The 24458-nt window shown below is 59.6% G+C and carries 26 protein-coding genes; 20 read left to right on the top strand and 6 right to left on the bottom strand.

Annotated elements, in window-relative coordinates; genetic code table 11:
• Window positions 1-315: 315 nt before the first annotated feature.
• Window positions 316-636 (top strand): hypothetical protein, encoded by a 321-nt coding sequence (locus ACMYUN_RS18830; protein WP_016773114.1) that lies wholly within the window; start codon window positions 316-318, stop codon window positions 634-636.
• On the opposite strand, the gene ACMYUN_RS18835 is transcribed toward ACMYUN_RS18830, so the two are convergent.
• The gene (locus ACMYUN_RS18835) at window positions 633-2462 is read right to left on the bottom strand and encodes a hypothetical protein (protein ID WP_415761383.1); all 1830 of its coding nucleotides are present in this window, start codon (window positions 2460-2462) and stop codon (window positions 633-635) included. The two genes, ACMYUN_RS18830 and ACMYUN_RS18835, sit on opposite strands and share 4 nt — an antisense overlap.
• A gap of 160 nt (window positions 2463-2622) precedes the next feature.
• On the opposite strand from ACMYUN_RS18835, the gene ACMYUN_RS18840 reads away from it, so the two are divergent.
• The 3 genes from ACMYUN_RS18840 to ACMYUN_RS18850 all read left to right on the top strand — a co-directional run bounded on the left by ACMYUN_RS18840 (window position 2623) and on the right by ACMYUN_RS18850 (window position 4285).
• Window positions 2623-3111: a TIGR00645 family protein gene (locus tag ACMYUN_RS18840; protein WP_016773116.1), complete on the top strand. Its 489-nt coding sequence runs from the start codon at window positions 2623-2625 to the stop codon at window positions 3109-3111.
• 131 nt (window positions 3112-3242) lie between these two features.
• Window positions 3243-3548 (top strand): DUF6482 family protein, encoded by a 306-nt coding sequence (locus tag ACMYUN_RS18845; protein WP_415761385.1) that lies wholly within the window; start codon window positions 3243-3245, stop codon window positions 3546-3548.
• A gap of 119 nt (window positions 3549-3667) precedes the next feature.
• Window positions 3668-4285 carry an FKBP-type peptidyl-prolyl cis-trans isomerase gene (locus ACMYUN_RS18850; RefSeq protein WP_016773117.1) on the top strand — a complete coding sequence of 206 codons (618 nt, stop codon included), beginning with the start codon at window positions 3668-3670 and terminating at the stop codon, window positions 4283-4285.
• 130 nt (window positions 4286-4415) lie between these two features.
• On the opposite strand, the gene ACMYUN_RS18855 is transcribed toward ACMYUN_RS18850, so the two are convergent.
• The 3 genes from ACMYUN_RS18855 to ACMYUN_RS18865 form a co-directional block, all read right to left on the bottom strand.
• Complete coding sequence (locus ACMYUN_RS18855; protein WP_039761704.1) at window positions 4416-4673, bottom strand: hypothetical protein; 258 nt, start codon at window positions 4671-4673, stop codon at window positions 4416-4418.
• A 204-nt stretch (window positions 4674-4877) separates the two neighbouring features.
• On the bottom strand, window positions 4878-5219 hold the full coding sequence (locus ACMYUN_RS18860; RefSeq protein WP_016773119.1) for a zinc ribbon domain-containing protein YjdM: 342 nt from the start codon (window positions 5217-5219) through the stop codon (window positions 4878-4880).
• Window positions 5220-5378: 159 nt separating this feature from the next.
• Window positions 5379-6347, bottom strand: coding sequence for a polyprenyl synthetase family protein (locus ACMYUN_RS18865; protein ID WP_016773120.1), 969 nt, complete (start codon window positions 6345-6347; stop codon window positions 5379-5381).
• 241 nt (window positions 6348-6588) lie between these two features.
• Here ACMYUN_RS18865 and rplU point away from each other — a divergent pair, with 241 nt between their 5' ends.
• From rplU to ACMYUN_RS18890, 5 genes are all read left to right on the top strand, one after another.
• Window positions 6589-6900, top strand: a complete 312-nt coding sequence (gene rplU / locus ACMYUN_RS18870) for a 50S ribosomal protein L21 (protein WP_007924746.1) — start codon at window positions 6589-6591, stop codon at window positions 6898-6900.
• 35 nt (window positions 6901-6935) lie between these two features.
• A complete protein-coding gene (gene rpmA, locus ACMYUN_RS18875; protein WP_016773121.1) occupies window positions 6936-7193 on the top strand; it encodes a 50S ribosomal protein L27 in 258 nt (85 codons plus the stop codon).
• A gap of 193 nt (window positions 7194-7386) precedes the next feature.
• Window positions 7387-8610, top strand: a complete 1224-nt coding sequence (gene cgtA, locus ACMYUN_RS18880; protein WP_016773122.1) for an Obg family GTPase CgtA — start codon at window positions 7387-7389, stop codon at window positions 8608-8610.
• Between the two features lie 137 nt (window positions 8611-8747).
• The gene (proB, locus tag ACMYUN_RS18885) at window positions 8748-9866 is read left to right on the top strand and encodes a glutamate 5-kinase (protein WP_039761700.1); all 1119 of its coding nucleotides are present in this window, start codon (window positions 8748-8750) and stop codon (window positions 9864-9866) included.
• Between the two features lie 10 nt (window positions 9867-9876).
• Entirely contained in the window at window positions 9877-10344 is a 468-nt protein-coding gene (locus tag ACMYUN_RS18890) for a CreA family protein (RefSeq protein ID WP_039761698.1), read from the top strand.
• A gap of 184 nt (window positions 10345-10528) precedes the next feature.
• On the opposite strand, the gene rpsT is transcribed toward ACMYUN_RS18890, so the two are convergent.
• Complete coding sequence (rpsT, locus tag ACMYUN_RS18895; protein WP_003228351.1) at window positions 10529-10801, bottom strand: 30S ribosomal protein S20; 273 nt, start codon at window positions 10799-10801, stop codon at window positions 10529-10531.
• Window positions 10802-11053: 252 nt separating this feature from the next.
• Here rpsT and murJ point away from each other — a divergent pair, with 252 nt between their 5' ends.
• The 6 genes from murJ (at window position 11054) to ispH (ending at window position 18606) form a co-directional block, all read left to right on the top strand.
• Complete coding sequence (murJ, locus tag ACMYUN_RS18900; RefSeq protein ID WP_129999797.1) at window positions 11054-12592, top strand: murein biosynthesis integral membrane protein MurJ; 1539 nt, start codon at window positions 11054-11056, stop codon at window positions 12590-12592.
• A 129-nt stretch (window positions 12593-12721) separates the two neighbouring features.
• On the top strand, window positions 12722-13660 hold the full coding sequence (gene ribF, locus ACMYUN_RS18905; protein ID WP_016773125.1) for a bifunctional riboflavin kinase/FAD synthetase: 939 nt from the start codon (window positions 12722-12724) through the stop codon (window positions 13658-13660).
• 13 nt (window positions 13661-13673) lie between these two features.
• Window positions 13674-16505 carry an isoleucine--tRNA ligase gene (gene ileS, locus ACMYUN_RS18910; RefSeq protein WP_415761389.1) on the top strand — a complete coding sequence of 944 codons (2832 nt, stop codon included), beginning with the start codon at window positions 13674-13676 and terminating at the stop codon, window positions 16503-16505.
• The gene (gene lspA, locus ACMYUN_RS18915; protein ID WP_415761390.1) at window positions 16498-17010 is read left to right on the top strand and encodes a signal peptidase II; all 513 of its coding nucleotides are present in this window, start codon (window positions 16498-16500) and stop codon (window positions 17008-17010) included. The genes ileS and lspA overlap by 8 nt, the downstream gene beginning before the upstream one ends.
• Window positions 17003-17455 (top strand): FKBP-type peptidyl-prolyl cis-trans isomerase, encoded by a 453-nt coding sequence (fkpB, locus tag ACMYUN_RS18920; protein WP_016773128.1) that lies wholly within the window; start codon window positions 17003-17005, stop codon window positions 17453-17455. Before lspA ends, fkpB begins: the two co-directional genes overlap by 8 nt.
• 206 nt (window positions 17456-17661) lie before the next feature.
• Entirely contained in the window at window positions 17662-18606 is a 945-nt protein-coding gene (gene ispH, locus ACMYUN_RS18925; RefSeq protein WP_016773129.1) for a 4-hydroxy-3-methylbut-2-enyl diphosphate reductase, read from the top strand.
• On the opposite strand, the gene ACMYUN_RS18930 is transcribed toward ispH, so the two are convergent.
• Window positions 18563-19132 carry a GspH/FimT family protein gene (locus ACMYUN_RS18930; RefSeq protein WP_073475505.1) on the bottom strand — a complete coding sequence of 190 codons (570 nt, stop codon included), beginning with the start codon at window positions 19130-19132 and terminating at the stop codon, window positions 18563-18565. The genes ispH and ACMYUN_RS18930 overlap by 44 nt on opposite strands.
• A gap of 130 nt (window positions 19133-19262) precedes the next feature.
• Here ACMYUN_RS18930 and ACMYUN_RS18935 point away from each other — a divergent pair, with 130 nt between their 5' ends.
• Genes ACMYUN_RS18935 through ACMYUN_RS18955 form a run of 5 tightly spaced genes read left to right on the top strand, consistent with a single transcriptional unit; the run spans window position 19263 to window position 24458 of the window.
• Entirely contained in the window at window positions 19263-19736 is a 474-nt protein-coding gene (locus ACMYUN_RS18935; RefSeq protein ID WP_039761684.1) for a GspH/FimT family pseudopilin, read from the top strand.
• Window positions 19733-20182 carry a type IV pilus modification protein PilV gene (gene pilV / locus ACMYUN_RS18940; RefSeq protein ID WP_039761682.1) on the top strand — a complete coding sequence of 150 codons (450 nt, stop codon included), beginning with the start codon at window positions 19733-19735 and terminating at the stop codon, window positions 20180-20182. The genes ACMYUN_RS18935 and pilV overlap by 4 nt, the downstream gene beginning before the upstream one ends.
• Window positions 20179-20892 carry a PilW family protein gene (locus ACMYUN_RS18945; RefSeq protein WP_415761391.1) on the top strand — a complete coding sequence of 238 codons (714 nt, stop codon included), beginning with the start codon at window positions 20179-20181 and terminating at the stop codon, window positions 20890-20892. Before pilV ends, ACMYUN_RS18945 begins: the two co-directional genes overlap by 4 nt.
• 10 nt (window positions 20893-20902) lie before the next feature.
• A complete protein-coding gene (locus ACMYUN_RS18950) occupies window positions 20903-21382 on the top strand; it encodes a PilX N-terminal domain-containing pilus assembly protein (protein ID WP_016773134.1) in 480 nt (159 codons plus the stop codon).
• The gene (locus ACMYUN_RS18955) at window positions 21369-24458 is read left to right on the top strand and encodes a pilus assembly protein (protein WP_415761392.1); all 3090 of its coding nucleotides are present in this window, start codon (window positions 21369-21371) and stop codon (window positions 24456-24458) included. Before ACMYUN_RS18950 ends, ACMYUN_RS18955 begins: the two co-directional genes overlap by 14 nt.

Consider the following 24458-nt stretch of genomic DNA (forward strand, 5'->3'; position numbering starts at 1 on the left):
GCCAGACCCTGTGGGAGCGAGCCTGCTCGCGAAAGCGCTGTATCAGTCGACGAATGAGTTGGCTGATCCATCGTCTTCGCGAGCAGGCTCGCTCCCACAATTCTTTTCCAGATTGATCTCTGCGGGGATCTTCGGGGAATGTGCCACTACTCTGACGCCAAACTTCACACAATGACCATTCGGCGCCTTCTGGTTCCATTTGGCTTGCGCGGGACACTTTTCTTCTATTCTCAGGTCAAGGATATCGACAGTATCACTGGATCGAGCCAGTCCTCCCGTGGGGGCTGAATACCGGCTTTACCGAGGGTCGCCGCCATGTCGCGCAACCTCTGTCTCACCCGTCAATGCCTGGGTCTGGTGACCCGGATCGAATGCGCCGTCAAGCCGCTGGCCGGCGACAACGGCATGTGGACGCTGCTCTTCGCGGCCGGCATGGCCGGCGAACAACCTTCCGCGATCAAAGCCCAAGGCCCGTTCCACGGCCCGGTGGCGGCCGAGTCGATTCTCGACACGATTGTTGAAAGCCTGACCTTGCACGGCTACGAACTGGCCGATGATCCACAGATCTGGAGCCTGCACCTGCAAGCTCAGTTGCGGCAGATCAACGGCGGCCGGGGTCGCAGTCTCAACGGTTAAGGCGCCGTCTGGTCCGCCGGCGCCTTGTCGAGCTTGACCTCAAAGCCGTATTGCACGGTCGCGAGGTCGGTGCGCTGATAGGTTTCCACGCGAGTCGGGCGACCATAAAAGTAGTGCACGCCAAGCAGCGCCGGGCCTTCGGTGCTGGCGTCGTGGCTGACCGAAAGAATCTGCTTGAGGTAGTGGCCACTGTCGTCCTTGACGAAGAAACGCCATTCGTTGGCCGGGAAGGTTTTCAGGTCGACCACCAGCGTGTTGTCCTTGATCGCCAGGCCTTTGGGCAATGCCTGCGCGTCGTAGGATTGCTTGGCCACCGTGGCCAGGAACAACGGCATCGAACCTACGGCAATCGCCGGGGTTTCCGGAAACAGAGTCAGATCATAAGTAATCGTCGCATGCAGCGGATCGACCTGGTACGCCTCGGGCGGCAGTTCGATCGGCTCGTCGAGTTTGCCGCCGCGCTTTTCCGTGAAGAAAGTCACCGGGCTGACGCCGGGATTGAGTTCGTCGCCGAGCAGTTCGTCATTGAAGGTGCGGCGGTGGGAAAACTCGATCCGCGCCGCGCTCGGCTCTTCCACCGATTGATGAATGCGCACGCCGGCCTTCAATTGTTCCTCGGTCAGGTCCGCGCCTTTGAGCCAGTTGGCGGCGAGATCGTCATACACCACAACTGGCAGGTCCAGCGGCTGCACGGCTTTGGCCGTGGTGTGCGGATTGAAGGTGCGCACCGGGAGGTCCAGGGATTTGCGCGTCACCGTCGCCGAAGAGAAGTCGAGCACGCTGACCTCCAGGGTCTCGATCGGGCCGTGGAAATACACCTTGTTGTAGCGACGCGGGTGTTCTTTCTCGAAGGCTTGCTGGTCGTCGCTGAGCTGTTTTTCCAGGGCGTCGCTCCAGCTCATTTGCTTCTGTAGCTGAGCCAGTTGTTGCTGATAAAACTCCACCTGCTCCGGGCTTTCGTTGATCGAGCCGGCGCGCACCAGGTATTGGCCACTGGCGTCGCGGGCCTGAACGATCAGCGGATTGATCCGGGTTTCGGCGACTTCTGCGGCCAGCGGCAGGCTGTTGCTGACTTCGACCTCGGCATAGTTCTTTTCCAGTTTGAGCAGTTTGACGCTGAGGTTGTCGTTGCTGCGAGTCTGGCCGACGTCTTTCTGTGTCAGGTCGAAACTGTACAAGCGACGCGGCGCCATGACTTCGATCTGGCCTTGAAGGCTGACCGGTTGCGGCAGGCTTTTCTTCTCGACGTTGAGGCCATCGATAAACGGGTAGGTCACCGTCAGGTCATCGGGATTGGTCACGTTGGAACTGGACGGGCTGAGCTGAATGCCCGGATCGGTTTCCGACCACTCCGGCTGCCAGGCGATCACGCGTTTGTTGCTCAGCGTCACCGAATGCCATTCGATGCCGTGCGGAAACAGGAAACCGCCGGGAATGTTCAGGTTGAACGGGAATACCGGCTGCAGATCGGTGAGGTAATCGGAGCTGGCGTCCTTGTGCAGCACGAACAGGCCATTGATAAAGGTATCGACCAGCGCTTGCGGGGTAGGGTAGTGCTTGAGCACGGCGAGGGCGTCGGCGCCGTATTCGGTGTGCGGGGTGATGTCGTCGAGTTTGAGTCGGGCCCTTTCGAGCAACAGCAGCGAACCGCCGAGTTCGGTGATGGCGTCCTTGAGCTTCGGGTCGCTGATCGCGTCCAGTGACTGTTCGAAGGTGGCGGTCTTTTCGTCGAGGTTGGCGACGTGCTTTTCATCGCTCGGCGAGCAACCGCCGATGAGTAAAGCAATGCAGAATCCGGCAGTCGTCAAGGCTGATCGCACATCCATTTCCACGCGTCCTGTCCACTGTCATTGGGCTGTCAATGCTTTGGACACTAGCAGAAAAACTTTGTCACACACACGCAGGTGGCGGATTTTCCGGCGGTTTCTGGCTGTCACAGCGGGCTGTTATACTCGCCGCCATTTCCAGCCCCTTGTGTGAGAGTCAATGGAACGCTTTATCGAAAATGCAATGTACGCCACCCGCTGGCTGCTGGCGCCGATCTACATCGGCCTGTCCCTCGGTCTGCTGGCGCTGGCATTGAAGTTCTTCCAGGAAATCATCCATATCCTGCCCAACGTCTTCGCCATGGCTGAATCGGATCTGATTCTGGTGCTGCTGTCGCTGATCGACATGGCGCTGGTGGGTGGTCTGCTGGTGATGGTGATGATCTCCGGCTACGAGAACTTCGTCTCGCAACTGGACATCGACGAAGGCAAAGAGAAGCTCAGCTGGCTGGGCACCATGGACTCGTCGTCGCTGAAGATGAAAGTCGCGGCGTCGATCGTGGCGATCTCCTCGATCCACTTGCTGCGCATCTTCATGGACGCCAAGAACGTCGATCCCGAGCATCTGATGTGGTACGTGATCATTCACATGACGTTTGTGGTGTCGGCGTTTGCCATGGGTTACCTGGACAAGGTCACCAAGCACTGATCGACCGATCTATGCAAAAGAGCCGCCCGTCTGTTGCGAAACAGACGGGCGGTTTTGTTTGTGGCTTGTGCTTTCAAGCGCACCGGCCTATCCCTGTAACGGTGCGATTCGCCACGGTGTGAGGTGCTCCCATGAACCTGCAAGAGTTGAATGCGTTTGCCATCGCCGGCAAGGTCGATGAGTTGAATCTGATTTCCATGGAGGGCGGGATCTATTTGCTGGAAGCACGCATGCACGGCGCGGCTCATCCGCTGCATGGTCCGCTGGGGAAAACCCTGACTCTGCGCTCGGTCGAGCACGCGCGGGACGTGCTACACGCGTTTCCGGTGCTGCCGTTCAATCTGGTCCACACCTCGGTGCACGATGAAATGTGCGGGCTGGGCGGTGGCATCAATGAAAGCCTGAAAGTGCCGCTGGCCTGGCGTTCGGCCCTGTAGGCCCGGCCCCAACCCCGGGTATCTGTGCTAGTCTGCTCGCCCTTTTGGTTCCGGGCGCGCCGGGACGCGCTGTGCACGCACGGCAAGTCCTGTGGCCGCCCGCACAGCGGAGCAGTGTCATGTCCGAAGTAAATCTGTCCACCGACGAAACCCGCGTCAGCTACGGTATCGGCCGTCAACTCGGCGACCAGCTGCGCGACAACCCGCCACCGGGTGTCAGCCTGGACGCGATCCTGGCCGGTCTGACCGACGCTTTCGCCGGCAAGCCAAGCCGTGTTGGCCAGGAAGAGATGTCCGCCAGCTTCAAGGTTATCCGCGAGATCATGCAAGCCGAAGCCGCTGCCAAGGCTGAAGCCGCGGCTGGCGAAGGCCTGGCCTTCCTCGCCGAAAACGCCAAGCGTGACGGCATCACCACCCTGGCTTCCGGCCTGCAATTCGAAGTACTGACTCAGGGCGACGGCGCCAAGCCGACCCGTGAAGACCAGGTGCGTACGCACTACCACGGCACCCTGATCGACGGCACGGTGTTCGACAGCTCCTACGAGCGCGGCCAGCCTGCAGAATTCCCGGTTGGCGGCGTGATCGCTGGCTGGACCGAAGCCCTGCAACTGATGAATGCCGGCAGCAAATGGCGCCTGTACGTGCCGAGCGAACTGGCGTATGGCGCACAAGGCGTTGGCAGCATCCCGCCGCACAGCGTTCTGGTGTTCGACGTCGAGCTGCTCGACGTTCTGTAATACCGAGCCTGCTTGATGGCAGGCCAATGTAGGAATGAGCCTGCTCGCGAACGCGGTGTGTCAGTTGTTGATTGGCTATCTGACACACCGCTATCGCGAGCAGGCTCACTCCTACAGTTTTGACCGCGTTTCATATTTCGATCTTGTTGTGCAGCTCACTGGTCGGGCGCAACGCCCGGGCATAGCAGAACAGGAACAGATTGCGCACCAGCTCCTTGAGTACCAGCGGCTCGCTGGAATTGAGGCTGCTGACGTCCAGATCACCTTGATCCTGCAACTCATGCAAGGCTTCTTCTTCAAGTACCGCACAGACTTCGCCGGTTTCTCGATGGAGGATTCTGAGGTAAGGGTGTGGGCGATCCAGCCAGGCGTCGATCAAATAAGTCATGGGTCTCATCTCCTTGAAAGGTTTCAATGAGAATAATTCTTATTCATCAAATAGCAAGTGCCTATTGGCGGATCGTGGATTTTTCCGGGTAAAGGTTGTGTCAGGTCAAAATGGCTGGCTGATGGCCATGCGCGGATTCATTGAGCTGAAGCGGGGAAGGCAAAGCTCCATCCCACGGCTGGCGCGGGATGGCTGACGCAAGGCTCAGACTTTTCTGACGAACTCGGATTTGAGCTTCATCGGGCCGATGCCGTCGATCTTGCAGTCGATGTCGTGATCGCCATCGCACAGACGGATGTTCTTGACCTTGGTGCCGACCTTGACCACCAGCGATGTGCCCTTGACCTTCAGATCCTTGATCACGGTGATGGTGTCGCCGTCCTGCAGGACGTTGCCGACCGAATCTTTCTTCACGGCATCATCGGCCGCCACTTCGGCTTCGCCGCTGGCAGACCACTCGTGGGCGCACTCGGGGCAGACCAGTTGGGTGCCGTCTTCGTAGGTGTATTCGGAATTGCATTTCGGGCAGGGTGGCAGCGTGCTCACTAAGGTTCCTTGGGTATCAGGAGGACTAAAGGGCGCACATTGTATAGGGTTTTATCTTTTCAGACAGTCAAAAGCAAAAGATCGCAGCCTTCGGCAGCTCCTACGGTGATGTGCAGGAGCTGCCGAAGGCTGCGATCTTTTGATCTTGTTTCAGTAATATCAGTGTGTGCGCGCGACCGCGAACTCGCTCAGTTCCACCAGTGCATCGCGATATTCGCTGGCCGGCAGCGCCTCGAGGCACTTGATCGCGCGGGCTACGTAATCGCGGGCCAGTTGCGCGGTGTACTCCAGCGAGCCGGACGCTTCGACGGCGATGCGGATGCTTTCCAGGTCTTCGATCCCGCCTTTCTGGATCGCCTGACGCACCAGCGCTGCCTGTTCGGCGGTGCCTTCGCGCATGGTGTAGATCAACGGCAGGGTCGGCTTGCCTTCGGCCAGATCGTCACCGACGTTCTTGCCCAGGGTTTCCGCGTCGCCTTTATAGTCGAGCAGGTCATCAACCAGCTGGAACGCCACACCCAGGTGATCGCCGAAGGTGCGCAGGGCTTCGCTCTGCTCGGCGGTCGCGCCAGCCAGGGCGGCGGCGCTGTGGGTCGAGGCCTCGAAGAGCATCGCGGTCTTGCCGCGGATGACTTCCATGTAGGTTTCTTCGCTGGTGCTGGCGTCACGCACCTTGGACAGCTGCAACACTTCGCCTTCAGCGATGATGCGTGTGGCCTGGGAGAGAATCTTCATCACCGGCATCGAGCCCAGTTCGACCATCATTTCGAACGAGCGCGAGTACAGGAAGTCGCCGACCAGCACGCTCGGGGCATTGCCCCACATGGCGTTGGCGGTCGAGCGGCCACGACGCATGCCGGACATGTCGACGACGTCGTCATGCAGCAGGGTGGCGGTGTGCAGGAATTCGATGGTGGCGGCCAGCAGGCGCATGTCGTCGCCTTCGCGACCCAGAGCCTTGCCACACAGCAACACTAATAAAGGACGCAGGCGTTTGCCGCCGGCCGACGTGATGTAATCGCCGATTTTCGATACCAGCGGCACTCGAGACGTCAGCTGCTTCTTGATGATGCCGTCGACGGCGCTAAAATCGTCCGCCACCGCGCGGTAGAAAGCTTGGGGTTGCATCAGCGAGAGTCGCTCCAGAAGGGTTGCGCGGCATGCTAGGACCCCCGTCCAGACCTGTCAAGGCGCGATGGACGGCCACTTGCGCGAGGCAGATTGCTTGCGTACAATCGCGCACCCTGAACTTCCTGGGCAGCACCTGCCTTACGCAATTGCACTTGGGCCGTTCCAGCCCCATGCAGCCATGCCAGCCAATACCTCTTCTTATAAAGAGCTGGGTGAGCAGGATTATCGGAGAAATACCATGTACGCAGTAATCGTTACCGGCGGTAAGCAATACAAGGTCGCTGAAGGTGAATACCTGAAGATCGAAAAACTGGAAATCGCTACTGGCGAATCCGTGACTTTTGATCGCGTTCTGCTGGTCGCCAATGGCGACGACGTGAACATCGGCGCACCAGTTGTTGCTGGCGCAACCGTCAAGGCTGAAGTGATCTCCCAAGGTCGTCACGATAAAGTCCGCATCATCAAGTTCCGTCGTCGTAAGCACCACATGAAGCGTATGGGCCACCGCCAGTGGTTCACCGAGATCAAAATCACCGGTATTCAGGCTTAATTACAGCCTAATTCCTCACTAGGAGAATTGAACTCATGGCACACAAAAAAGCTGGTGGTAGTACCCGTAACGGTCGCGACTCAGAAGCCAAACGCCTTGGCGTGAAGATGTATGGCGGCCAGGTCATCAAGGCCGGCAACATCATCGTGCGTCAGCGCGGCACCCAATTCCACGCTGGCTACGGCGTTGGCATGGGCAAGGATCACACTCTCTTCGCTAAAATCGAAGGCGTGATCAAGTTCGAAGTAAAGGGCGCCTTCGGTCGTCGTTACGTGAGCGTAATCGCGGCTTAATCGCGAGATCGCTGGAGAAGCCCTGTCTTGCGACGGGGCTTTTTCGTTTGTGGGGTGAGTCTCTTGCAAAGCTGTTTGTATGGGCTGTCGGCGTGCGATGCAGGTCGTGTCTTGGGGTCGCTGCGCTCATTTTTGCAAGAGTCTTATGTCTTGATTGTTTTTCGGCTCGTCCGTACGGCGAGAGGCGTTGGTTATGAAGTTTGTTGATGAAGTATCGATTCGCGTAAAGGCCGGTGACGGTGGCAACGGTGCCATGAGTTTCCGCCGGGAAAAATTCATTGAAAACGGCGGCCCGAACGGCGGTGATGGCGGTGACGGCGGTTCTATCTACATGATGGCCGACGAAAACCTCAACACCCTGGTCGACTACCGTTACACCCGTCACTTCGATGCCGAGCGTGGCTCCAACGGCGGCAGCACCGACTGCACCGGCAAGAAGGGCGAAGACCTGATCCTGCGCGTGCCGGTCGGCACCACGGTGATCGATTCCGCCACTCAGGAAGTCATCGGCGACCTGACCAAGGCCGGTCAGAAGCTGATGGTCGTGCAGGGCGGCTGGCACGGTCTCGGCAACACCCGTTTCAAATCCAGTACCAACCGTGCACCGCGTCAGACCACGCCAGGCAAGCCGGGCGAGCAGCGCGACCTGAAGCTGGAAATGAAAGTGCTGGCCGACGTCGGTCTGCTGGGTTTGCCGAACGCCGGTAAAAGTACCTTTATCCGTTCGGTCTCGGCGGCCAAGCCGAAAGTCGCCGACTACCCGTTCACCACGCTGGTGCCGAACCTGGGTGTGGTCAGCGTCGATCGCTGGAAGAGCTTCGTCATTGCCGACATTCCGGGTCTGATCGAAGGCGCTTCCGACGGTGCCGGCCTGGGCATTCGCTTCCTCAAGCACCTGGCGCGTACGCGTCTGCTGCTGCACCTCGTCGACATGGCGCCACTGGATGATTCCAGTGCGCCGGACGCGGCTGAAGTGATCGTCAACGAGCTGATCAAGTTCAGCCCGTCGCTGGCCGAGCGTGATCGCTGGCTGGTGCTGAACAAGTGCGACCAGATTCTTGAGGAAGAGCACGATGCTCGCGTCAAGGAAATCGTCGATCGCCTGGAGTGGACTGGTCCGGTGTACGTGATCTCGGCCATCGCCAAGATCGGTACCGAGCGTCTGTGCCACGACATCATGCGCTACATGGAAGACCGTGCCGATCGCTTGGCTGCAGACCCTGCGTACAAGGAAGAGCTGGCCGATCTCGATCAGCGCATCGAAGACGAAGCCCGTGCGCAGTTGCAGGCGCTGGACGACAAGCGTGCCCTGCGCCGCAGTGGCGTGAAGTCGGTCCATGACATCGGCGACGATGACTGGGACGAAGAAGATGTGGATGACGAAGACGGTCCGGAAATCATTTACGTGCGTGACTGATCCGTTGCGATAAACTTGAACGCCGCTCAATCGAGCGGCGTTTTAGTATCCGGAAATCGATCGTTGGTCAGCAATCGCCACGATTAACGTCACGGGCAGTGCCAGGTCGCGCTGCCCTCAAGCTAAGGTTGAAGATGATGCGGAGCAAGGTGACAGGTGCGCAGCGTTGGGTCGTGAAGATCGGCAGCGCTTTGCTGACAGCTGACGGCAAAGGGCTGGATCGCGCGGCAATGAGTGTCTGGGTCGAGCAGATGGTGGCGCTGCATGAGGCGGGCGTCGAGCTGGTGCTGGTGTCCTCCGGGGCAGTGGCGGCCGGTATGAGTCGCTTGGGCTGGACCGCACGACCCAGTGCCATGCACGAGCTGCAGGCGGCCGCTGCGATCGGTCAGATGGGGCTGGTGCAGGCGTGGGAATCAAGCTTCGCCGAACATGGCCGGCACACCGCGCAGATTCTTCTGACCCACGACGACCTGTCCGACCGCAAGCGCTACCTCAACGCCCGCAGTACCTTGCGTGCGCTGGTCGAGCTGAAAGTCATTCCGGTGATCAACGAAAACGACACTGTGGTCACTGACGAAATCCGTTTCGGCGACAACGACACGCTGGCGGCGCTGGTGGCCAATCTGGTCGAGGCTGATCTGCTGGTGATTCTCACTGATCGCGACGGCATGTTTGACGCCGATCCGCGCAACAACCCCGATGCGCAGCTGATTTATGAAGCGCGCGCCGATGATCCGACGCTCGATGCGGTTGCAGGTGGTACCGGCGGTGCGCTGGGGCGCGGCGGCATGCAGACCAAGTTGCGTGCGGCGCGTCTTGCGGCGCGTTCCGGTGCGCACACGATCATCGTCGGCGGGCGGCTTGAGCGCGTGCTTGATCGTCTCAAGGCGGGCGAGCGCATCGGTACGCTGCTATCGCCGGAGCGCGGCATGCTCGCGGCGCGCAAGCAGTGGCTGGCCGGTCATCTGCAAACCCGTGGCACTCTGGTGCTGGATGAGGGAGCGGTGTCGGCGTTGTCCAAGGGCAACAAAAGTCTGCTGCCGGTGGGGGTGAAACTGGTTCAAGGCAGCTTCCGTCGTGGTGAGATGGTCGTCTGCGTAGCGCCGGATGGTCGGGAGATCGCTCGGGGCTTGGCCAATTACAGCGCCCTGGAGGCGCAAAAAATCATCGGTCAGTCGTCGGATGCGATTGTCGGTTTGCTCGGTTACATGGCAGAGCCGGAACTGGTTCACCGTGACAATCTGATTCTGGTCTAAGGAAAATTCGATGCGTGTAGCGAAAGGATTATTGGGTCTGCTGATGGCCATGCCATTGCTGGCCTCGGCCGAGGAAATCGGTCAGGTGTCGACCGTATTCAAGTTTGTCGGGCCGAATGACCGGATCGTGGTCGAGGCGTTCGACGATCCGAAAGTCGAAGGTGTGACCTGCTACCTGTCACGCGCCAAGACCGGTGGAGTGAAGGGTGGTCTCGGTCTGGCCGAGGATCGCGCAGAAGCGTCGATCGCTTGTCGCCAGGTCGGGCCGATCAAATTCAAGGGTGAGCTGAAGGATGGCGATGAGGTGTTCAAGGAGCGCACTTCGCTGGTGTTCAAGACCATGCAAGTGGTGCGTTTCCTCGACAAGAAGCGCAACACGCTGGTGTACCTGGTCTACAGCGATCGCTTGATCGAGGGCAGTCCGCAGAATGCGGTCACGGCCATCCCGATCCTGCCGTGGGTGCCGGTCCAGCAATAAGCCCCACCAATCCGAACTGTGGGAGCGAGCCTGCTCGCGAATTCGATCTGTCAGTTGATATTTGTATCGACTGACATGACCTCTTCGCGAGCAGGCCCACTCCTACATTTTTTTGCGTTGGATTCGTTAAATCACAGGCAATAAAAAACCGACCCTGAGGTCGGTTTTTTAATGACTACGTCGATTAAGCAGCTTCTTTCAGCGCTTTGACGTGGCCATTCAGGCGGCTCTTATGACGAGCAGCCTTGTTCTTGTGGATGATGCCTTTATCGGCCATACGGTCGATAACTGGCACAGCCAGAACGTATGCAGCTTGAGCTTTTTCAGCGTCTTTTGCGTCGATGGCCTTAACTACATTCTTGATGTAGGTACGAACCATGGAACGCAGGCTGGCGTTGTGGCTGCGACGCTTCTCAGCCTGTTTTGCACGTTTTTTGGCGGAAGGTGAGTTGGCCACCGTCGAGCTCCTCGAAAGACTTTTTAGGAAATAGCAAACAAAATAGGCCGCGAATCATGCCGATGAAGACTTGTCTTGTCAAGGGCACTTGAATCGTTCCGCTAAGTGGTAGGTATAAAGAGGCGGGATATTTATTTCCGGCGCTTGACCTGTAAACTCGCGAGCTTTGGCTCTGTGCTGTTGCGGCGCGGAGTATCGCACAAGTGGGCGCATTGTTCGCCTGCTGTTTATCGACAGGCACAAACTCTCTCAATGAATCTGCTCAAATCGTTGGCCGCCGTCAGCTCTATCACGATGCTTTCCCGGATTCTGGGTTTTGTTCGTGACACGCTGATCGCGCGGACATTCGGCGCCGGGATGGCCACGGATGCCTTCTTTATTGCGTTCAAACTGCCCAACCTGCTGCGGCGGATATTTGCCGAAGGGGCTTTCTCCCAGGCGTTCGTGCCGATCCTGGCCGAATATAAAAGCCAGCAGGGCGAGGAGGCGACGCGCACCTTTATTGCCTATGTATCGGGCCTGCTGACGCTGGTGCTGGCGATAGTGACGGCGCTGGGCATGATCGCCGCGCCCTGGGTGATCTGGGCCACGGCGCCCGGTTTTACCGATACCCCGGAGAAATTCCAGCTCACCTCCGATCTGTTGCGGGTGACCTTTCCTTATATATTGCTGATCTCGCTGTCGTCGCTGGCCGGCGCGATCCTCAATACCTGGAACCGCTTCTCGGTGCCGGCCTTCGTGCCGACTCTGCTCAACGTCAGCATGATCGTATTTTCGCTGTTCCTGACGCCGTACTTCGATCCACCGGTCATGGCCCTTGGTTGGGCGGTGCTGGTCGGCGGTCTGGCGCAGTTGCTGTATCAGCTACCGCACCTGAAAAAGATCGGCATGCTCGTGCTGCCACGCCTGAACCTGCGCGACAGCGGCGTGTGGCGGGTGATGAAGCAGATGCTGCCAGCGATTCTCGGCGTGTCGGTCAGTCAGATTTCGCTGATCATCAACACCATCTTCGCCTCGTTTCTGGTCGCAGGTTCGGTGTCGTGGATGTATTACGCCGACCGTTTGATGGAATTGCCTTCGGGTGTGCTGGGTGTGGCACTCGGGACGATTCTGCTACCCACGCTGGCCAAGACCTATGCCAGCAAGGATCGCCACGAATACTCGCGGATCCTCGATTGGGGGCTGCGCCTGTGCTTTGTGCTGGTGCTGCCGTGCGCGCTGGCGTTGGGGATTCTTGCCGAGCCGCTGACCGTTTCGTTGTTTCAGTACGGCCAGTTCAGTGGCTTCGATGCCGAGATGACCCAGCGTGCGCTGATTGCCTATTCGGTCGGGCTGCTCGGAATCATCGTGATCAAAGTGCTGGCTCCGGGCTTTTATGCGCAACAGAACATCCGTACACCGGTGAAAATCGCAATTTTCACCCTGGTCTGCACGCAGTTGTTTAACCTGGCGCTGATCGGCCCGCTGGCGCACGCCGGTCTGGCATTGGCGATCAGTGCCGGTGCTTGCCTGAACGCCGGGCTGCTGTTCTATCAACTGCGCAAGCAAAAGATGTATCAACCGCAGCCGGGCTGGGGCAAATTCGGCTTCAAGCTGGTCGTTGCAGTGACGGTGATGTCGGCGGTGTTATTGGCCGGCATGCATTTCATGCCCGCGTGGGATGAGGGCCATATGCTTGAGCGCTTCTTGCGCCTGGGCGCGCTGGTGATTGCTGGCGTGGTGGCGTATTTCGGTATGTTGTTGCTGTTGGGTTTCCGTCTGCGCGACTTCAATCGCAAGGCCTTGAGCTGAGGTTTCAGTCTTTATCGACGGGCATGGGCCGGCGGTTTTGTCGGCTCGTTCACTTTGCGTTACGGTGTTGCCTGTCGTCGGCCGTCGGGTGTGGTTATAATCGACCACTTTATGAGCAAGAAGCGCGTTATGCAGCTGGTTCGAGGCCTCCACAACTTGCGCCCCCAGCATCGGGGCTGCGTCGCCACTATTGGCAACTTTGACGGTGTTCACCGTGGTCACCAGGCTATCCTGGCCCGACTGCGTGAGCGTGCGCTTGAGTTGGGCGTACCCAGCTGCGTGGTGATTTTCGAGCCGCAGCCACGGGAGTTCTTTGCTCCCGACACCGCACCGGCACGTCTGGCGCGGTTGCGCGACAAGCTGCAATTGCTGGCCGCTGAAGGCGTTGACCGGGTCTTGTGTCTGGCTTTCAACCAGCGCCTGAGCAAGCTCAGCGCCAGTGAGTTCGTCGACACTATTTTGGTCGATGGCCTTGGCGTGCAGCATCTGGAGGTCGGTGACGATTTCCGTTTCGGTTGTGACCGCCTCGGCGATTTCGATTTTCTGATGCAGGCCGGGCAGGTTCACGGATTCACCGTCGAAGCTGCGCAAACCGTCGAGCTGGACGGCATTCGCGTCAGCAGCACGCAAGTGCGCAACGCTTTGGCTGCGGCCGATTTTGCCTTGGCCGAACGCTTGCTCGGGCGTCCGTACCGCATCGCCGGTCGCGTGCTGCATGGCCAGAAACTGGCCCGGCAACTGGGCACGCCCACTGCCAATATTCAACTCAAACGCCGTCGCGTGCCGTTCACCGGGGTGTATCTGGTGAACGTCGACATCGACGGCAAGACCTGGCCCGGCGTCGCCAATATCGGCGTGCGCCCTACGGTGCAAGGTGATGGCAAAGCCCACCTCGAAGTCCATCTTTTAGATTTTGCCGGCGATCTGTATGACCGGCGTTTGACGGTGGTTTTCCACCAAAAGCTGCGTGAAGAGCAGCGCTTCGCCTCTCTGGAGGCATTGAAAACGGCGATCAATGCGGATGTCGCCACCGCCCGTGCACTAGCCGCACCTAGCGCCCATCGCTAATGAAGAGCCTTAAATGACCGACTATAAAGCCACGCTAAACCTTCCGGACACCGCCTTCCCAATGAAGGCCGGCCTGCCACAGCGCGAACCGCAGATCCTGCAGCGCTGGGACAGTATTGGCCTGTACGGAAAGTTGCGCGAGATTGGCAAGGATCGTCCGAAGTTCGTCCTGCACGACGGCCCTCCGTACGCCAACGGCACGATCCACATCGGTCACGCACTGAACAAGATTCTCAAGGACATGATCATCCGCTCGAAAACCCTGTCGGGTTTCGACGCGCCGTACGTCCCGGGCTGGGACTGCCACGGCTTGCCGATCGAGCACAAGGTTGAAGTGACCCACGGCAAGAACCTCGGCGCGGATAAAACCCGCGAGCTGTGCCGTGCCTACGCCACCGAGCAGATCGAAGGGCAGAAGTCCGAGTTCATCCGTCTCGGTGTGCTGGGCGACTTCGCCAACCCGTACAAGACCATGGACTTCAAGAACGAGGCCGGTGAAATCCGTGCCCTCGCCGAAATCGTCAAGGGCGGTTTCGTCTTCAAGGGCTTGAAGCCCGTGAACTGGTGCTTCGATTGCGGTTCGGCGCTGGCTGAAGCGGAAGTCGAATACGAGAACAAGAAGTCGTCGACCATCGACGTTGCGTTCCCGATCGCTGATGAAGCCAAACTGGCTGCCGCGTTCGGTCTGGCTTCGCTGAGCAAACCTGCTGCGATCGTGATCTGGACCACCACCCCGTGGACCATCCCGGCCAACCAGGCGCTGAACGTGCACCCGGAATTCAACTACGCCCTGGTCGATATCGGCGACAAGCTGCTGGTGCTGGCTGAAGAGCTGGTCGAAGCCTGCCTGGCGCGCTACGGCGTGGAAGGTTCGGTCATCGCCACCACCACCGGTAAAGCACTTGAGCTGATCAACTTCCGTCACCCGTTCTACGATCGTCTGTCGCCGGTGTACCTGGCTGACTACGTAGAACTGGGCGCTGGCACCGGCGTGGTTCACTCCGCCCCGGCCTACGGCGTGGACGACTTCGTGACCTGCAAGAAATACGGCATGGTCAACGACGACATCCTCAACCCGGTGCAGAGCAACGGCGTATACGTGCCTTCGCTGGAATTCTTCGGCGGCCAGTTCATCTGGAAGGCCAACCCGGCCATCGTCGAAAAACTTACCGAAGTCGGTGCGCTGATGCACACCACCGTCATCGAACACAGCTACATGCACTGCTGGCGCCACAAGACCCCGCTGATCTACCGCGCCACTGCGCAGTGGTTCATCGGCATGGACAAGGAGCCAACCAGCGGCGACACCTTGCGCGTGCGCTCGCTCAAAGCCATCGAAGACACCAAGTTCGTTCCGGCCTGGGGCCAGGCGCGTCTGCACTCGATGATCGCCAATCGTCCGGACTGGTGCATCTCGCGTCAGCGCAACTGGGGCGTGCCGATCCCGTTCTTCCTCAACAAGGAAAGCGGCGAGCTGCACCCGCGTACCGTCGAGCTGATGGAAGAAGTCGCCAAACGCGTTGAAGTCGAAGGCATCGAAGCCTGGTTCAAACTCGACGCAGTCGAACTGCTGGGCGATGAAGCGCCGCAGTACGACAAGATCAGCGACACCCTCGACGTCTGGTTCGACTCGGGCACCACGCACTGGCACGTCCTGCGCGGTTCGCACCCGATGGGCCACGAAAGCGGTCCGCGTGCCGACCTCTACCTGGAAGGTTCCGACCAGCACCGTGGCTGGTTCCACTCATCCTTGCTCACCGGTTGCGCCATCGACAACCACGCGCCGTACCGCGAACTGCTGACTCACGGCTTCACCGTCGACGAGTCCGGCCGCAAGATGTCCAAGTCGCTGGGCAACGTGATCGCGCCGCAGAAGGTCAACGACACCCTGGGCGCCGACATCATGCGTCTGTGGGTCGCTTCGACCGACTACTCCGGCGAAATGGCCGTGTCCGAGCAGATCCTGCAGCGCAGCGCCGATGCCTACCGTCGTATCCGTAACACCGCGCGCTTCCTGCTTTCCAACCTGACCGGTTTCAACCCGGCCACCGACCTGCTGCCGGCCGAAGACATGCTGGCGCTGGATCGCTGGGCCGTGGATCGTACGCTGCTGCTGCAACGCGAGTTGCAAGAGCACTACGGCGAATACCGTTTCTGGAACGTGTACTCGAAGATCCACAACTTCTGCGTGCAGGAGCTGGGTGGTTTCTACCTCGACATCATCAAGGACCGCCAGTACACCACCGGCGCCGACAGCAAGGCCCGTCGCTCGTGCCAGACCGCGCTGTTCCACATCTCCGAGGCGCTGGTGCGCTGGATCGCGCCGATCCTCGCCTTCACTGCCGACGAGCTGTGGCAATACCTGCCGGGCGAGCGTAATGAGTCGGTCATGCTCAACACCTGGTACGAAGGGCTGACCGAGCTGCCGGAAGGCTTCGAGCTGGGTCGCGCCTACTGGGATCGCATCATGGAAGTGAAAGTCGCGGTCAACAAAGAGATGGAAATCCAGCGTGCGGCGAAAGCCGTCGGTGGCAACCTTCAGGCCGAAGTAACGCTGTTTGCCGAAGAGGCGCTGAGCGCCGATCTGGCCAAGCTGAGCAACGAGCTGCGCTTTGTCCTGATCACCTCGACTGCCAGCGTTGCGCCGTTCGTGCAGGCTCCCGCCGATGCAGTGGCCACCGAAGTCAGCGGGCTCAAACTGAAAATCGTCAAATCGGCGTTCCCGAAGTGCGCACGTTGCTGGCATTGCCGCGAAGACGTCGGCGTGAACCCGGAGCATCCGGAAATCTGCGGGCGTTGCGTCGACAACATCAGCGGCGCGGGCGAGGTTCGTCACTATGCCTGATGCCATTGGCCGTTTCGGACGGCTGAGCTGGCTGTGGTTGAGCTTGCTGGTTCTGGTCATTGACCAGGCAAGCAAGTTCTACTTCGAAGCCAGGCTCGAAATGTTCCAGCAGATCGTGATCATTCCCGATCTGTTCAGCTGGACCCTGGCCTACAACACTGGCGCTGCCTTCAGCTTCCTCGCCGACAGCTCCGGCTGGCAGCGCTGGCTGTTTGCCCTGATCGCCATTGTCGTCAGTGCGGTGCTGGTGGTCTGGCTCAAACGCCTGGGCCGCAACGACACCTGGCTGGCCGTCGCCCTGGCACTGGTGCTGGGTGGCGCGCTGGGCAACCTGTATGACCGCGTTGTCCTGGGCCATGTGATCGACTTCATCCTGGTGCACTGGCAGAACCGCTGGTATTTCCCGGCGTTCAACATTGCCGACAGCGCGATCACCGTTGGCGCGATCATGCTGGCACTGGACATGTTCAAATCGAAGAAAACCGAAGAGGCCGCTCATGACTGAACCGCTATCGACTGAGCAACGCATCGGCCAGAACACCGAAGTCACGCTGCACTTTGCCTTGCGCCTGGAAAACGGTGACACCGTCGACAGTACCTTCGACAAGGCCCCGGCGACCTTCAAGGTCGGCGACGGCAACCTGCTGCCGGGTTTCGAAGCCGCACTGTTCGGTTTCAAGGCCGGCGACAAGCGCACCCTGACCGTCGAGCCGGAAAACGCTTTCGGTCAGCCGAACCCGCAGAACGTGCAGACCATCCCGCGTTCGCAGTTCACCGACATGGAGTTGTCGCCGGGGCTGCTGGTGATCTTCAACGATGCGGCCAATACTGAATTGCCAGGCGTGGTGAAGGAATTCGACGACACGCAAGTGACCGTCGACTTCAACCACCCGCTGGCGGGCAAGACGCTGACCTTTGACGTGGAAATCATTTCCGTCAAAGCGATCTAAAAATGCAGGAGTGAGCCTCTGTGGCGAGGGGATTTATCCCCGCTGGGGAGCGAAGCGCTCCCAGACCAGTCAACGGATTCTGAGATAAGTCCGTTGATAGTCTACGACTGCTACGCAGCCGAGCGGGGATGAATCCCCTCGCCACAACAAGCAGGTCTCCACAGTCTGTTTTCCATTGTTTTCGCGCGCAAGACACGAGGCACAGCATGCAAATCAAACTCGCCAACCCCCGTGGCTTCTGCGCCGGTGTGGACCGGGCGATCGAAATCGTCAACCGCGCCTTGGAAGTCTTCGGGCCACCGATCTACGTGCGCCATGAAGTGGTGCACAACAAATTCGTCGTCGAAGACCTGCGCAGCCGTGGCGCGATATTCGTCGAAGAGCTCGATCAGGTGCCCGATGACGTCATCGTCATCTTCAGTGCCCACGGGGTTTCCCAAGCCGTACGCAACGAAGCCGCCGGTCGTGGCCTGAAAGTCTTCGATGCAACCTGCCCGCTGGTGACCAAGGTGCACATCGAAGTCGCCAAATACAGCCGCGACGGTCGCGAGTGCATCCTGATCGGCCACGCCGGTCACCCGGAAGTTGAAGGCACCATGGGCCAGTACGATGCCAGCAACGGCGGCGCGATCTACCTCGTCGAAGACGAAAAGGATGTGGCCGCATTGCAGGTCCGCGATCCGGAAAGACTCGCTTTCGTCACCCAGACAACCTTGTCGATGGACGACACCAGCCGCGTTATCGATGCCCTGCGCACGCGCTTCCCGGCCATCGGTGGCCCGCGCAAGGACGACATCTGCTACGCCACACAAAACCGCCAGGACGCCGTCAAGCAACTGGCCGACGAGTGCGACGTGGTGCTGGTGGTCGGCAGCCCGAACAGTTCCAACTCCAATCGTCTGCGTGAACTGGCTGAACGTATGGCGACTCCGGCGTACCTGATCGACGGTGCCGAGGACCTGCAACAGAGCTGGTTCGACGGCGTCGAGCGCATTGGCATTACCGCTGGCGCCTCGGCACCGGAAGTGCTGGTCCGGGGCGTGATCCAGCAATTGCAGGCCTGGGGCGCGACCGGTGCCGACGAGCTGGCTGGCCGTGAGGAGAACATCACGTTCTCGATGCCGAAAGAGCTGCGCGTCCGTTCGATCTGACGCTTCTGCGTTTGTCGCACAGCGCCTGTTCGGTCTCCTGACTGCTCAGGCGCACGCGACCGGTCGCCGCCAGCACGATCTGCCGCTGGCTGACCGGTTCGCGCGGCGAGCAGACGTGTATTGTCCCTGCCTGAAACCGCCTTCCCGGCATCAGCGGTTGCCCCAAATGACTGAACCGCACATAGCGGCTCACCCACCAGTTGCCGACAATCGGTACTTTCGCCTCACTGGCGCGTTCAACCAGCAGCGGATTGCTGCTGTCCTCCGGCCCCTTGCCGCTTCGATCCAGAATGATCCGCCAACCCTGACTCCAGTCACCGTCGATGCCATGGATCACCACGCTCTGATTGTGCGTGATGGCCAGTGTGCGAGCGTGGCGGATGCCTTCGAGCAGCGACTGCGCCGCGTGGTCGCGTTGAGTCGCCTGTTTGAGTGCGGCGAACGCCGGGCTGACCAGCAGCAGAACAATTGCGCCAATCGCCAGTCCCATAAGCAGTTCAATCAGGCTGAAACCGTGTTGCGGCATGAAAAATCCCTCCGTGGAATGGTATGAGCAGCGCAATCCGTGCGCCGCGCAGGGCAAATCAGTCGGCGCGTGCCGAGCGAATGTTCTAGCGTGTAAAAGCAGGTATAGCCGACGGCAACGGAGGGCATCGATGGATCTTCGTACAAAAGGTTTCACGCTGGTCGAGTTGCTGGTCGCCATCGCGGTGTTCCTGATACTGATCACGCTGGCGGTGCCGGCCTTTACCCGTACGATCCAGAGCAGCAAGGCGGATACCGAAGTCGGCGACTTGCAGCGGGCGATCAATTTCGCTCGCCTCGAGGCAATCAATCGCGGCGTGACCACGCGTCTGCGTCCGACCGCTGGCGGCAGTGTCTGGACCGGTGAGCTGGCGGTCTACGACAGTACTGGCAATCCGGCCAATGTGTTGCGGGTTGTTCCAGCGATGAGCAGTGGCGCAACTCTGACGCTACCCTCAGGAGTGACCGCACTGGATTTCAACAATCTTGGTGGTCTGGCGGCACCGTCGACGGCGGTGGCCATCGGTTACACGCTGGGCACGCAAAGCAGGACGCTGAACGTGTGTTTGAACGGACGCATTCAACTGGGTGGAAATTGCGGATGAGGGCAGGGAGCAAAAACGCACAGGAGGGCATGACGCTGATCGAAGTGCTGGTCGCGTTGCTGATTCTGACCGTCGGGCTGTTGGGCGCAGCGGCGGTGCAGCTCAATGCGCTGAAGTACACCGACAGTTCGCGGATGACCAGTCAGGCCAGTTTCATTGCCTATGACATGATGGATCGCATTCGCGCCAATTCTGGCGCCGACTACACCGTCACGCCGCCGACCTCGGGCAATCTCAATGTTGCTCGGGATCAGGATCTCTACGACTTCACCACCAATATCGCCAACTTTGGCGGCCCGACCGCGACGGGCAGCATCACCCTCAATCAGCGGGTCTACACCATCACGATCACCTGGAGCGATGCCCGCGCGGCCAACGCTGCCAGCGCTCAGCGCAGTTTCGTCCTGACCAGCCGTGCGGCGGTCGATCCGGTGGCGACGCCATGAGGCGCTCCAGCCGAGGTTTCGGCCTGATCGAATTGCTCATAGCTCTGGCTTTGGGGCTGATCGTCGTGCTCGGCGTGGTGCAGATTTTCATCGCCGCGAAAAACACCTACGTCAGTCAGAACAGCGCCGCAGCGATGCAGGAAGACGCGCGCTTCGTCCTCAGCAAAATGATTCAGGAAATCCGTATGGTCGGCATGTTCGGCTGCCTCGGCACCATCGTCGACTCCAGCTCAGCGGGGGATTTCAACGCCGCGCAGATCGCCCCGATCAGTTGGGATAACGCCAGCCTGAAACTGACCCTGGTCACTGCCGATGTCGGCAGCGGGGGAGGGACGCCAACCTGGACGGTGGTTTCCGATTGCCGTAACAGCGCGATCGCTTACAGTGGATTGCGCAGCCCGACCACGGGCCAGATCGCTTTCCCGATCCGGCGCCTGATCTACAGCTTCAGCAATAACCAGATCGTCATGGGCACAGGTAGCGGCAATCCGGCGCAGCAAGTGCTGGTGAACAACGTCAGCGCCTTCAACGTCACCTTTGGTATGGCCAGCTCGGCCACCGATGTGGCGGCCTCCACTTACAGCAGCAACCCCGGCGATCCAGCACGCATCCGCAGCGTGCGCCTGAGCCTGACCCTCACCGACCCGAACAATCGGGTACGCAATCAAACCTTCAACGTGGTTGCGGCATTGCGCAACCGCTTGCCATGAGGGCGCGTCGATGAGGATTTCCTTGCAGCAACGTCAGGCCCAGCGCGGCATGGTCTTGCTGGTCAGTCTGGTGTTTCTGCTGTTGCTCACATTGATCGGTTTGTCCTCGATGCAGAGCGCCAACCTGCAAGAGAAAATGGCCGGCAGCGTCAGCTTGCGCAATCAATCGTTTCAGGCGGCCGAAGCGGCATTGCGTGTCGGCGAAAGTGCAGTACAACTGGACAGCTATTCTTTGGCGGTGTGCAGCGGCACGAGCCAATGTCTGCCGCCGGCCGAATCGTCATCGGTCAGCTCGGCAGGTTTCAATTCGACCTCCGGGGTGACCTGGATCGCTGCCGGTAATGGCTTTTATGGCGTGCAGAACATCGGCACGACCCTGACGGCGGTGAACGTGCCGAGCAACACTTCGGCGACGTTGTATCGAGTCACTGCGGTCGGCATCGCCGGCAATTCGCGTAGCGTGGTGGAGAGTGTCTATGCGAAGTATTGAGCGCGGCCTGTCGCTGCTGATCGGCATGCTCCTGAGTTTCTATCTGGCGGCGCCGGCCTGGGCGTTCACGCCGTCCGATTCGCCATTGTTGAGCGCGGCTGCGGTGGCGCCAAACGTGATGCTGCTGATCGACGATTCAGGAAGCATGAACAGCATCATCTACGCCGCCGGATTTGACCCGAACGTCAACCGCACTCCAGCTAGGCAGTGCAATGCCTTCCTCGGATTGTGCACTGCGCTCAATGCCCCGCAGATAACCGGCGACACGGTATTTTTATCGAGCCTGCCAACCTCCGGTTGCTCGGGAGGCGCCTATGCGTTTTACAACAACAGTGTGGCGCCGTTGTGCCTGAAATTGCCCGATCCTGTAGGCAACGAGAACACTCGGTATTCCGCCGATTACATTTCCTACATCGTCAGCCTCGCCAACAGCAACGGCACCCGTGATTTCACAACTGGGGCGATCCCCAACGATTACCGGATGAACGTGGCGCGCAACGTTTCCACTGCGTTGGTGAGCAGCAACCGCACCTTGCGCATGGGCCTGTCGACATTCAATCCGGCCACCAGCAGCAACCCGGGCAACGGCGGTTTCATCGCTCGCTCGATCACCGATTTGTCACCCGTCGCGGGCAGCGTCACCCAGGCCCAGGCAGACACTAACTACAACGCGCTGATCTCATCGATCAACGGCTTGAACGCCGTGGCCAACACGCCATTGGCCGAGAGCTATTACGAAGTCACGCGCTACATGCGTGGCTTGGCGCCTTACTACAACGGCACACCGGCGACCTATACCAGTCCGATTCAATACCGCTGCCAGAAAAACTACGGCGTGGTGATTACCGATGGCTTGCCGACCTATGACCGTACCTTCCCGACCAACGACCCGCTGGGGGGCAGCCGCTTGCCGAACTGGGATGGCGTCAATAATGACGGTGACAATCTCAACGGTGATGGAGAAGGCGACACCCTTTATCTGGATGACATTGCCAAATTCGCCTTCGACATCGACATGCGCTCGACCGGCACCGACGCCGCCGGCAAGAGCTGGAACGCGGTGGATTTTCCGCGGCAGAACATGAATACCTACACCGTCGGTTTCGCTGCGGACAACGACATGTTGTCCGACGCCGCCAGTTATGGGCAGGGCAGGTATTACCAGGCGACCGACAGCTCCGGGCTCAATGCGGCGTTGTCGTCGGCATTGAGCGATATCACTTCCAAAGCCGGCTCCGGTGGCGCCGGTGCAGCCAGCAGCAGCACGTTGACCACTGGCAGCAGTTTCTACCAGACCACTTACGATCCCAAGGATTGGCGCGGCACGATCAGGTCGTTTGGCTTTACCTCGACCGGCACGGTAAATACCTCGGCGGCGCAATGGTCGACCGACACCACCATCGTGCCCTCCGCGACCGCGCCGACTTTCCAGTCATGGAACACCGTGAGCAATGCGCCGATAACCCTGGCATTCGGCAACTTTTCCCCGGCCCAGCAGACCACTCTGAATCAGGGCCTGCCTACCGGGATCAACGGTAATGATCTGGTGGAGTGGAGCAAAGGCACCAACAAGGCCGGGCTCAAAGTGCGCAGTGTGCTGCTCGGTGACATCATCAATTCGCCGCTGGTGCTTGCCTCGCCTGCAGACAAGACTGCGTCGGATCTGTCGGGCGATAGCAGTTACACCAACTACCTGACGACCAAGGCTGCGAACATGAATACCAGTCTGGTGGTGAACGCCAACGACGGCTTCGTCAATGTGATCAATTCGGCGAACGGCACGCGCCGTTATGCCTACATGCCTTCCAGCGTGCTGCCTTCCTTGCGGCTGATCGCGGATACGAACTACGTCAACGGCGTCAGCCACAAATTCCTGGTGGACGGTCAGGTCGGTGTGTTCGATGCGCAGGCCGGCACTGCGTGGAAAACTCTGGCCATTGGCGGGACGGGGGCAGGCGGCAAAACTTTCTATGGGCTGCAACTGTTCGATGCCTCGGCGGGTAACGTGATCAGAGCACTGTGGGAAATCAGTGCGCCGGTCACCGCCAACACGTCGAACGCGTTCAATGATCTGGGTTACGCCTACGCGCGTCCGGAAGTGGCACGCTTGGCCAATGGTCGCTGGGCGACATTCATCGCTAATGGTTACGGCAGCAATTCGGGGGTTGCGGCTTTGTATGTACTGGATGCAATGGATGGTTCGCTGATCAGGAAAATCGTCATCGATAGCACGGAAACCAGCAACGGTCTGTCATCGGTCGAACTCAGGGTCAACTCTTCGAACGTGGTACAGGCGGCGTACGGGGGAGACCTGAAAGGACGCATGTGGAAATTCGATTTGAGCGCGACGGCGCCGGAAAGCTGGGGCGTGGCGTTTGCCGGCAAGCCATTGTTCACCGCGCCGGGCGGGGCAACGCAGCCGATCACGGCGCAACCGCTGCTGGCGGATAACCCACAGGGCGGCAAACAGGTGTTTTTTGGCACCGGCAAGTTCAACGAGACCGCCGACAAGACCAACAAGGATCTGCAGGCGTTCTATTCAATCTGGGATGCAGAGGGTGGTGCCGGGCAGATCACCGTCAGCAGTTTGCAGTCGCAGGCGATCACCGGTTCGTTCTCCGGCAGCTCCGGGCAGTTCCTGACCACCAGCCAGAATGAAACGACGTATCCGGGAGAAAAAGGCTGGTACCTGCCGCTGGTGTATAACAACGTGCTGACCGGCGAGCGCGTGATCAATCAGGCCAGTATCGTGTTGGGGCGAGTTGTTTTTACCACTGCCAGCGTCGATACCACCGACCCGTGTTCGAGCTTTGGTACGGGCCGACTGGTCGAACTCGATGCGTTCAACGGTAAGATGCTCAACTACGCCGTGATCGACACCACCGGCGACCGTTTGGTCGACAGCAACGATACGATATCCAGCGGCGTGATTTTTACCGGCGGCATTCCGACCCTGAACTTCATCTCCGCTAACGGCGAGCGCAAGGGCACGACTGACACCAGCGGCGCGGTCACGGTCATTGTGGAAAAAGGTGGCGGCGGCAGCCGTCGTATCATGTGGCGACAAATCCAGTAA

This window comes from Pseudomonas sp. CP4, assembly GCF_047758505.1.
Taxonomy (GTDB): Bacteria; Pseudomonadota; Gammaproteobacteria; order Pseudomonadales; family Pseudomonadaceae; genus Aquipseudomonas; species Aquipseudomonas fluorescens_AO.

Excerpts from the sequence above, each read along its gene's own strand:
- ACMYUN_RS18830 (WP_016773114.1), top strand. The coding sequence starts at position 316 with ATGTCGCGCAACCTCTGTCTCACCCGTCAATGCCTGGGTCTGGTGACC.
- ACMYUN_RS18835 (WP_415761383.1), bottom strand. The coding sequence starts at position 2,462 with ATGGATGTGCGATCAGCCTTGACGACTGCCGGATTCTGCATTGCTTTA.
- ACMYUN_RS18840 (WP_016773116.1), top strand. The coding sequence starts at position 2,623 with ATGGAACGCTTTATCGAAAATGCAATGTACGCCACCCGCTGGCTGCTG.
- ACMYUN_RS18845 (WP_415761385.1), top strand. The coding sequence starts at position 3,243 with ATGAACCTGCAAGAGTTGAATGCGTTTGCCATCGCCGGCAAGGTCGAT.
- ACMYUN_RS18850 (WP_016773117.1), top strand. The coding sequence starts at position 3,668 with ATGTCCGAAGTAAATCTGTCCACCGACGAAACCCGCGTCAGCTACGGT.
- ACMYUN_RS18855 (WP_039761704.1), bottom strand. The coding sequence starts at position 4,673 with ATGACTTATTTGATCGACGCCTGGCTGGATCGCCCACACCCTTACCTC.
- ACMYUN_RS18865 (WP_016773120.1), bottom strand. The coding sequence starts at position 6,347 with ATGCAACCCCAAGCTTTCTACCGCGCGGTGGCGGACGATTTTAGCGCC.
- rplU (WP_007924746.1), top strand. The coding sequence starts at position 6,589 with ATGTACGCAGTAATCGTTACCGGCGGTAAGCAATACAAGGTCGCTGAA.
- rpmA (WP_016773121.1), top strand. The coding sequence starts at position 6,936 with ATGGCACACAAAAAAGCTGGTGGTAGTACCCGTAACGGTCGCGACTCA.
- cgtA (WP_016773122.1), top strand. The coding sequence starts at position 7,387 with ATGAAGTTTGTTGATGAAGTATCGATTCGCGTAAAGGCCGGTGACGGT.
- proB (WP_039761700.1), top strand. The coding sequence starts at position 8,748 with ATGCGGAGCAAGGTGACAGGTGCGCAGCGTTGGGTCGTGAAGATCGGC.
- ACMYUN_RS18890 (WP_039761698.1), top strand. The coding sequence starts at position 9,877 with ATGCGTGTAGCGAAAGGATTATTGGGTCTGCTGATGGCCATGCCATTG.
- murJ (WP_129999797.1), top strand. The coding sequence starts at position 11,054 with ATGAATCTGCTCAAATCGTTGGCCGCCGTCAGCTCTATCACGATGCTT.
- ribF (WP_016773125.1), top strand. The coding sequence starts at position 12,722 with ATGCAGCTGGTTCGAGGCCTCCACAACTTGCGCCCCCAGCATCGGGGC.
- ileS (WP_415761389.1), top strand. The coding sequence starts at position 13,674 with ATGACCGACTATAAAGCCACGCTAAACCTTCCGGACACCGCCTTCCCA.
- lspA (WP_415761390.1), top strand. The coding sequence starts at position 16,498 with ATGCCTGATGCCATTGGCCGTTTCGGACGGCTGAGCTGGCTGTGGTTG.
- fkpB (WP_016773128.1), top strand. The coding sequence starts at position 17,003 with ATGACTGAACCGCTATCGACTGAGCAACGCATCGGCCAGAACACCGAA.
- ispH (WP_016773129.1), top strand. The coding sequence starts at position 17,662 with ATGCAAATCAAACTCGCCAACCCCCGTGGCTTCTGCGCCGGTGTGGAC.
- ACMYUN_RS18930 (WP_073475505.1), bottom strand. The coding sequence starts at position 19,132 with ATGCCGCAACACGGTTTCAGCCTGATTGAACTGCTTATGGGACTGGCG.
- ACMYUN_RS18935 (WP_039761684.1), top strand. The coding sequence starts at position 19,263 with ATGGATCTTCGTACAAAAGGTTTCACGCTGGTCGAGTTGCTGGTCGCC.
- pilV (WP_039761682.1), top strand. The coding sequence starts at position 19,733 with ATGAGGGCAGGGAGCAAAAACGCACAGGAGGGCATGACGCTGATCGAA.
- ACMYUN_RS18945 (WP_415761391.1), top strand. The coding sequence starts at position 20,179 with ATGAGGCGCTCCAGCCGAGGTTTCGGCCTGATCGAATTGCTCATAGCT.
- ACMYUN_RS18950 (WP_016773134.1), top strand. The coding sequence starts at position 20,903 with ATGAGGATTTCCTTGCAGCAACGTCAGGCCCAGCGCGGCATGGTCTTG.
- ACMYUN_RS18955 (WP_415761392.1), top strand. The coding sequence starts at position 21,369 with ATGCGAAGTATTGAGCGCGGCCTGTCGCTGCTGATCGGCATGCTCCTG.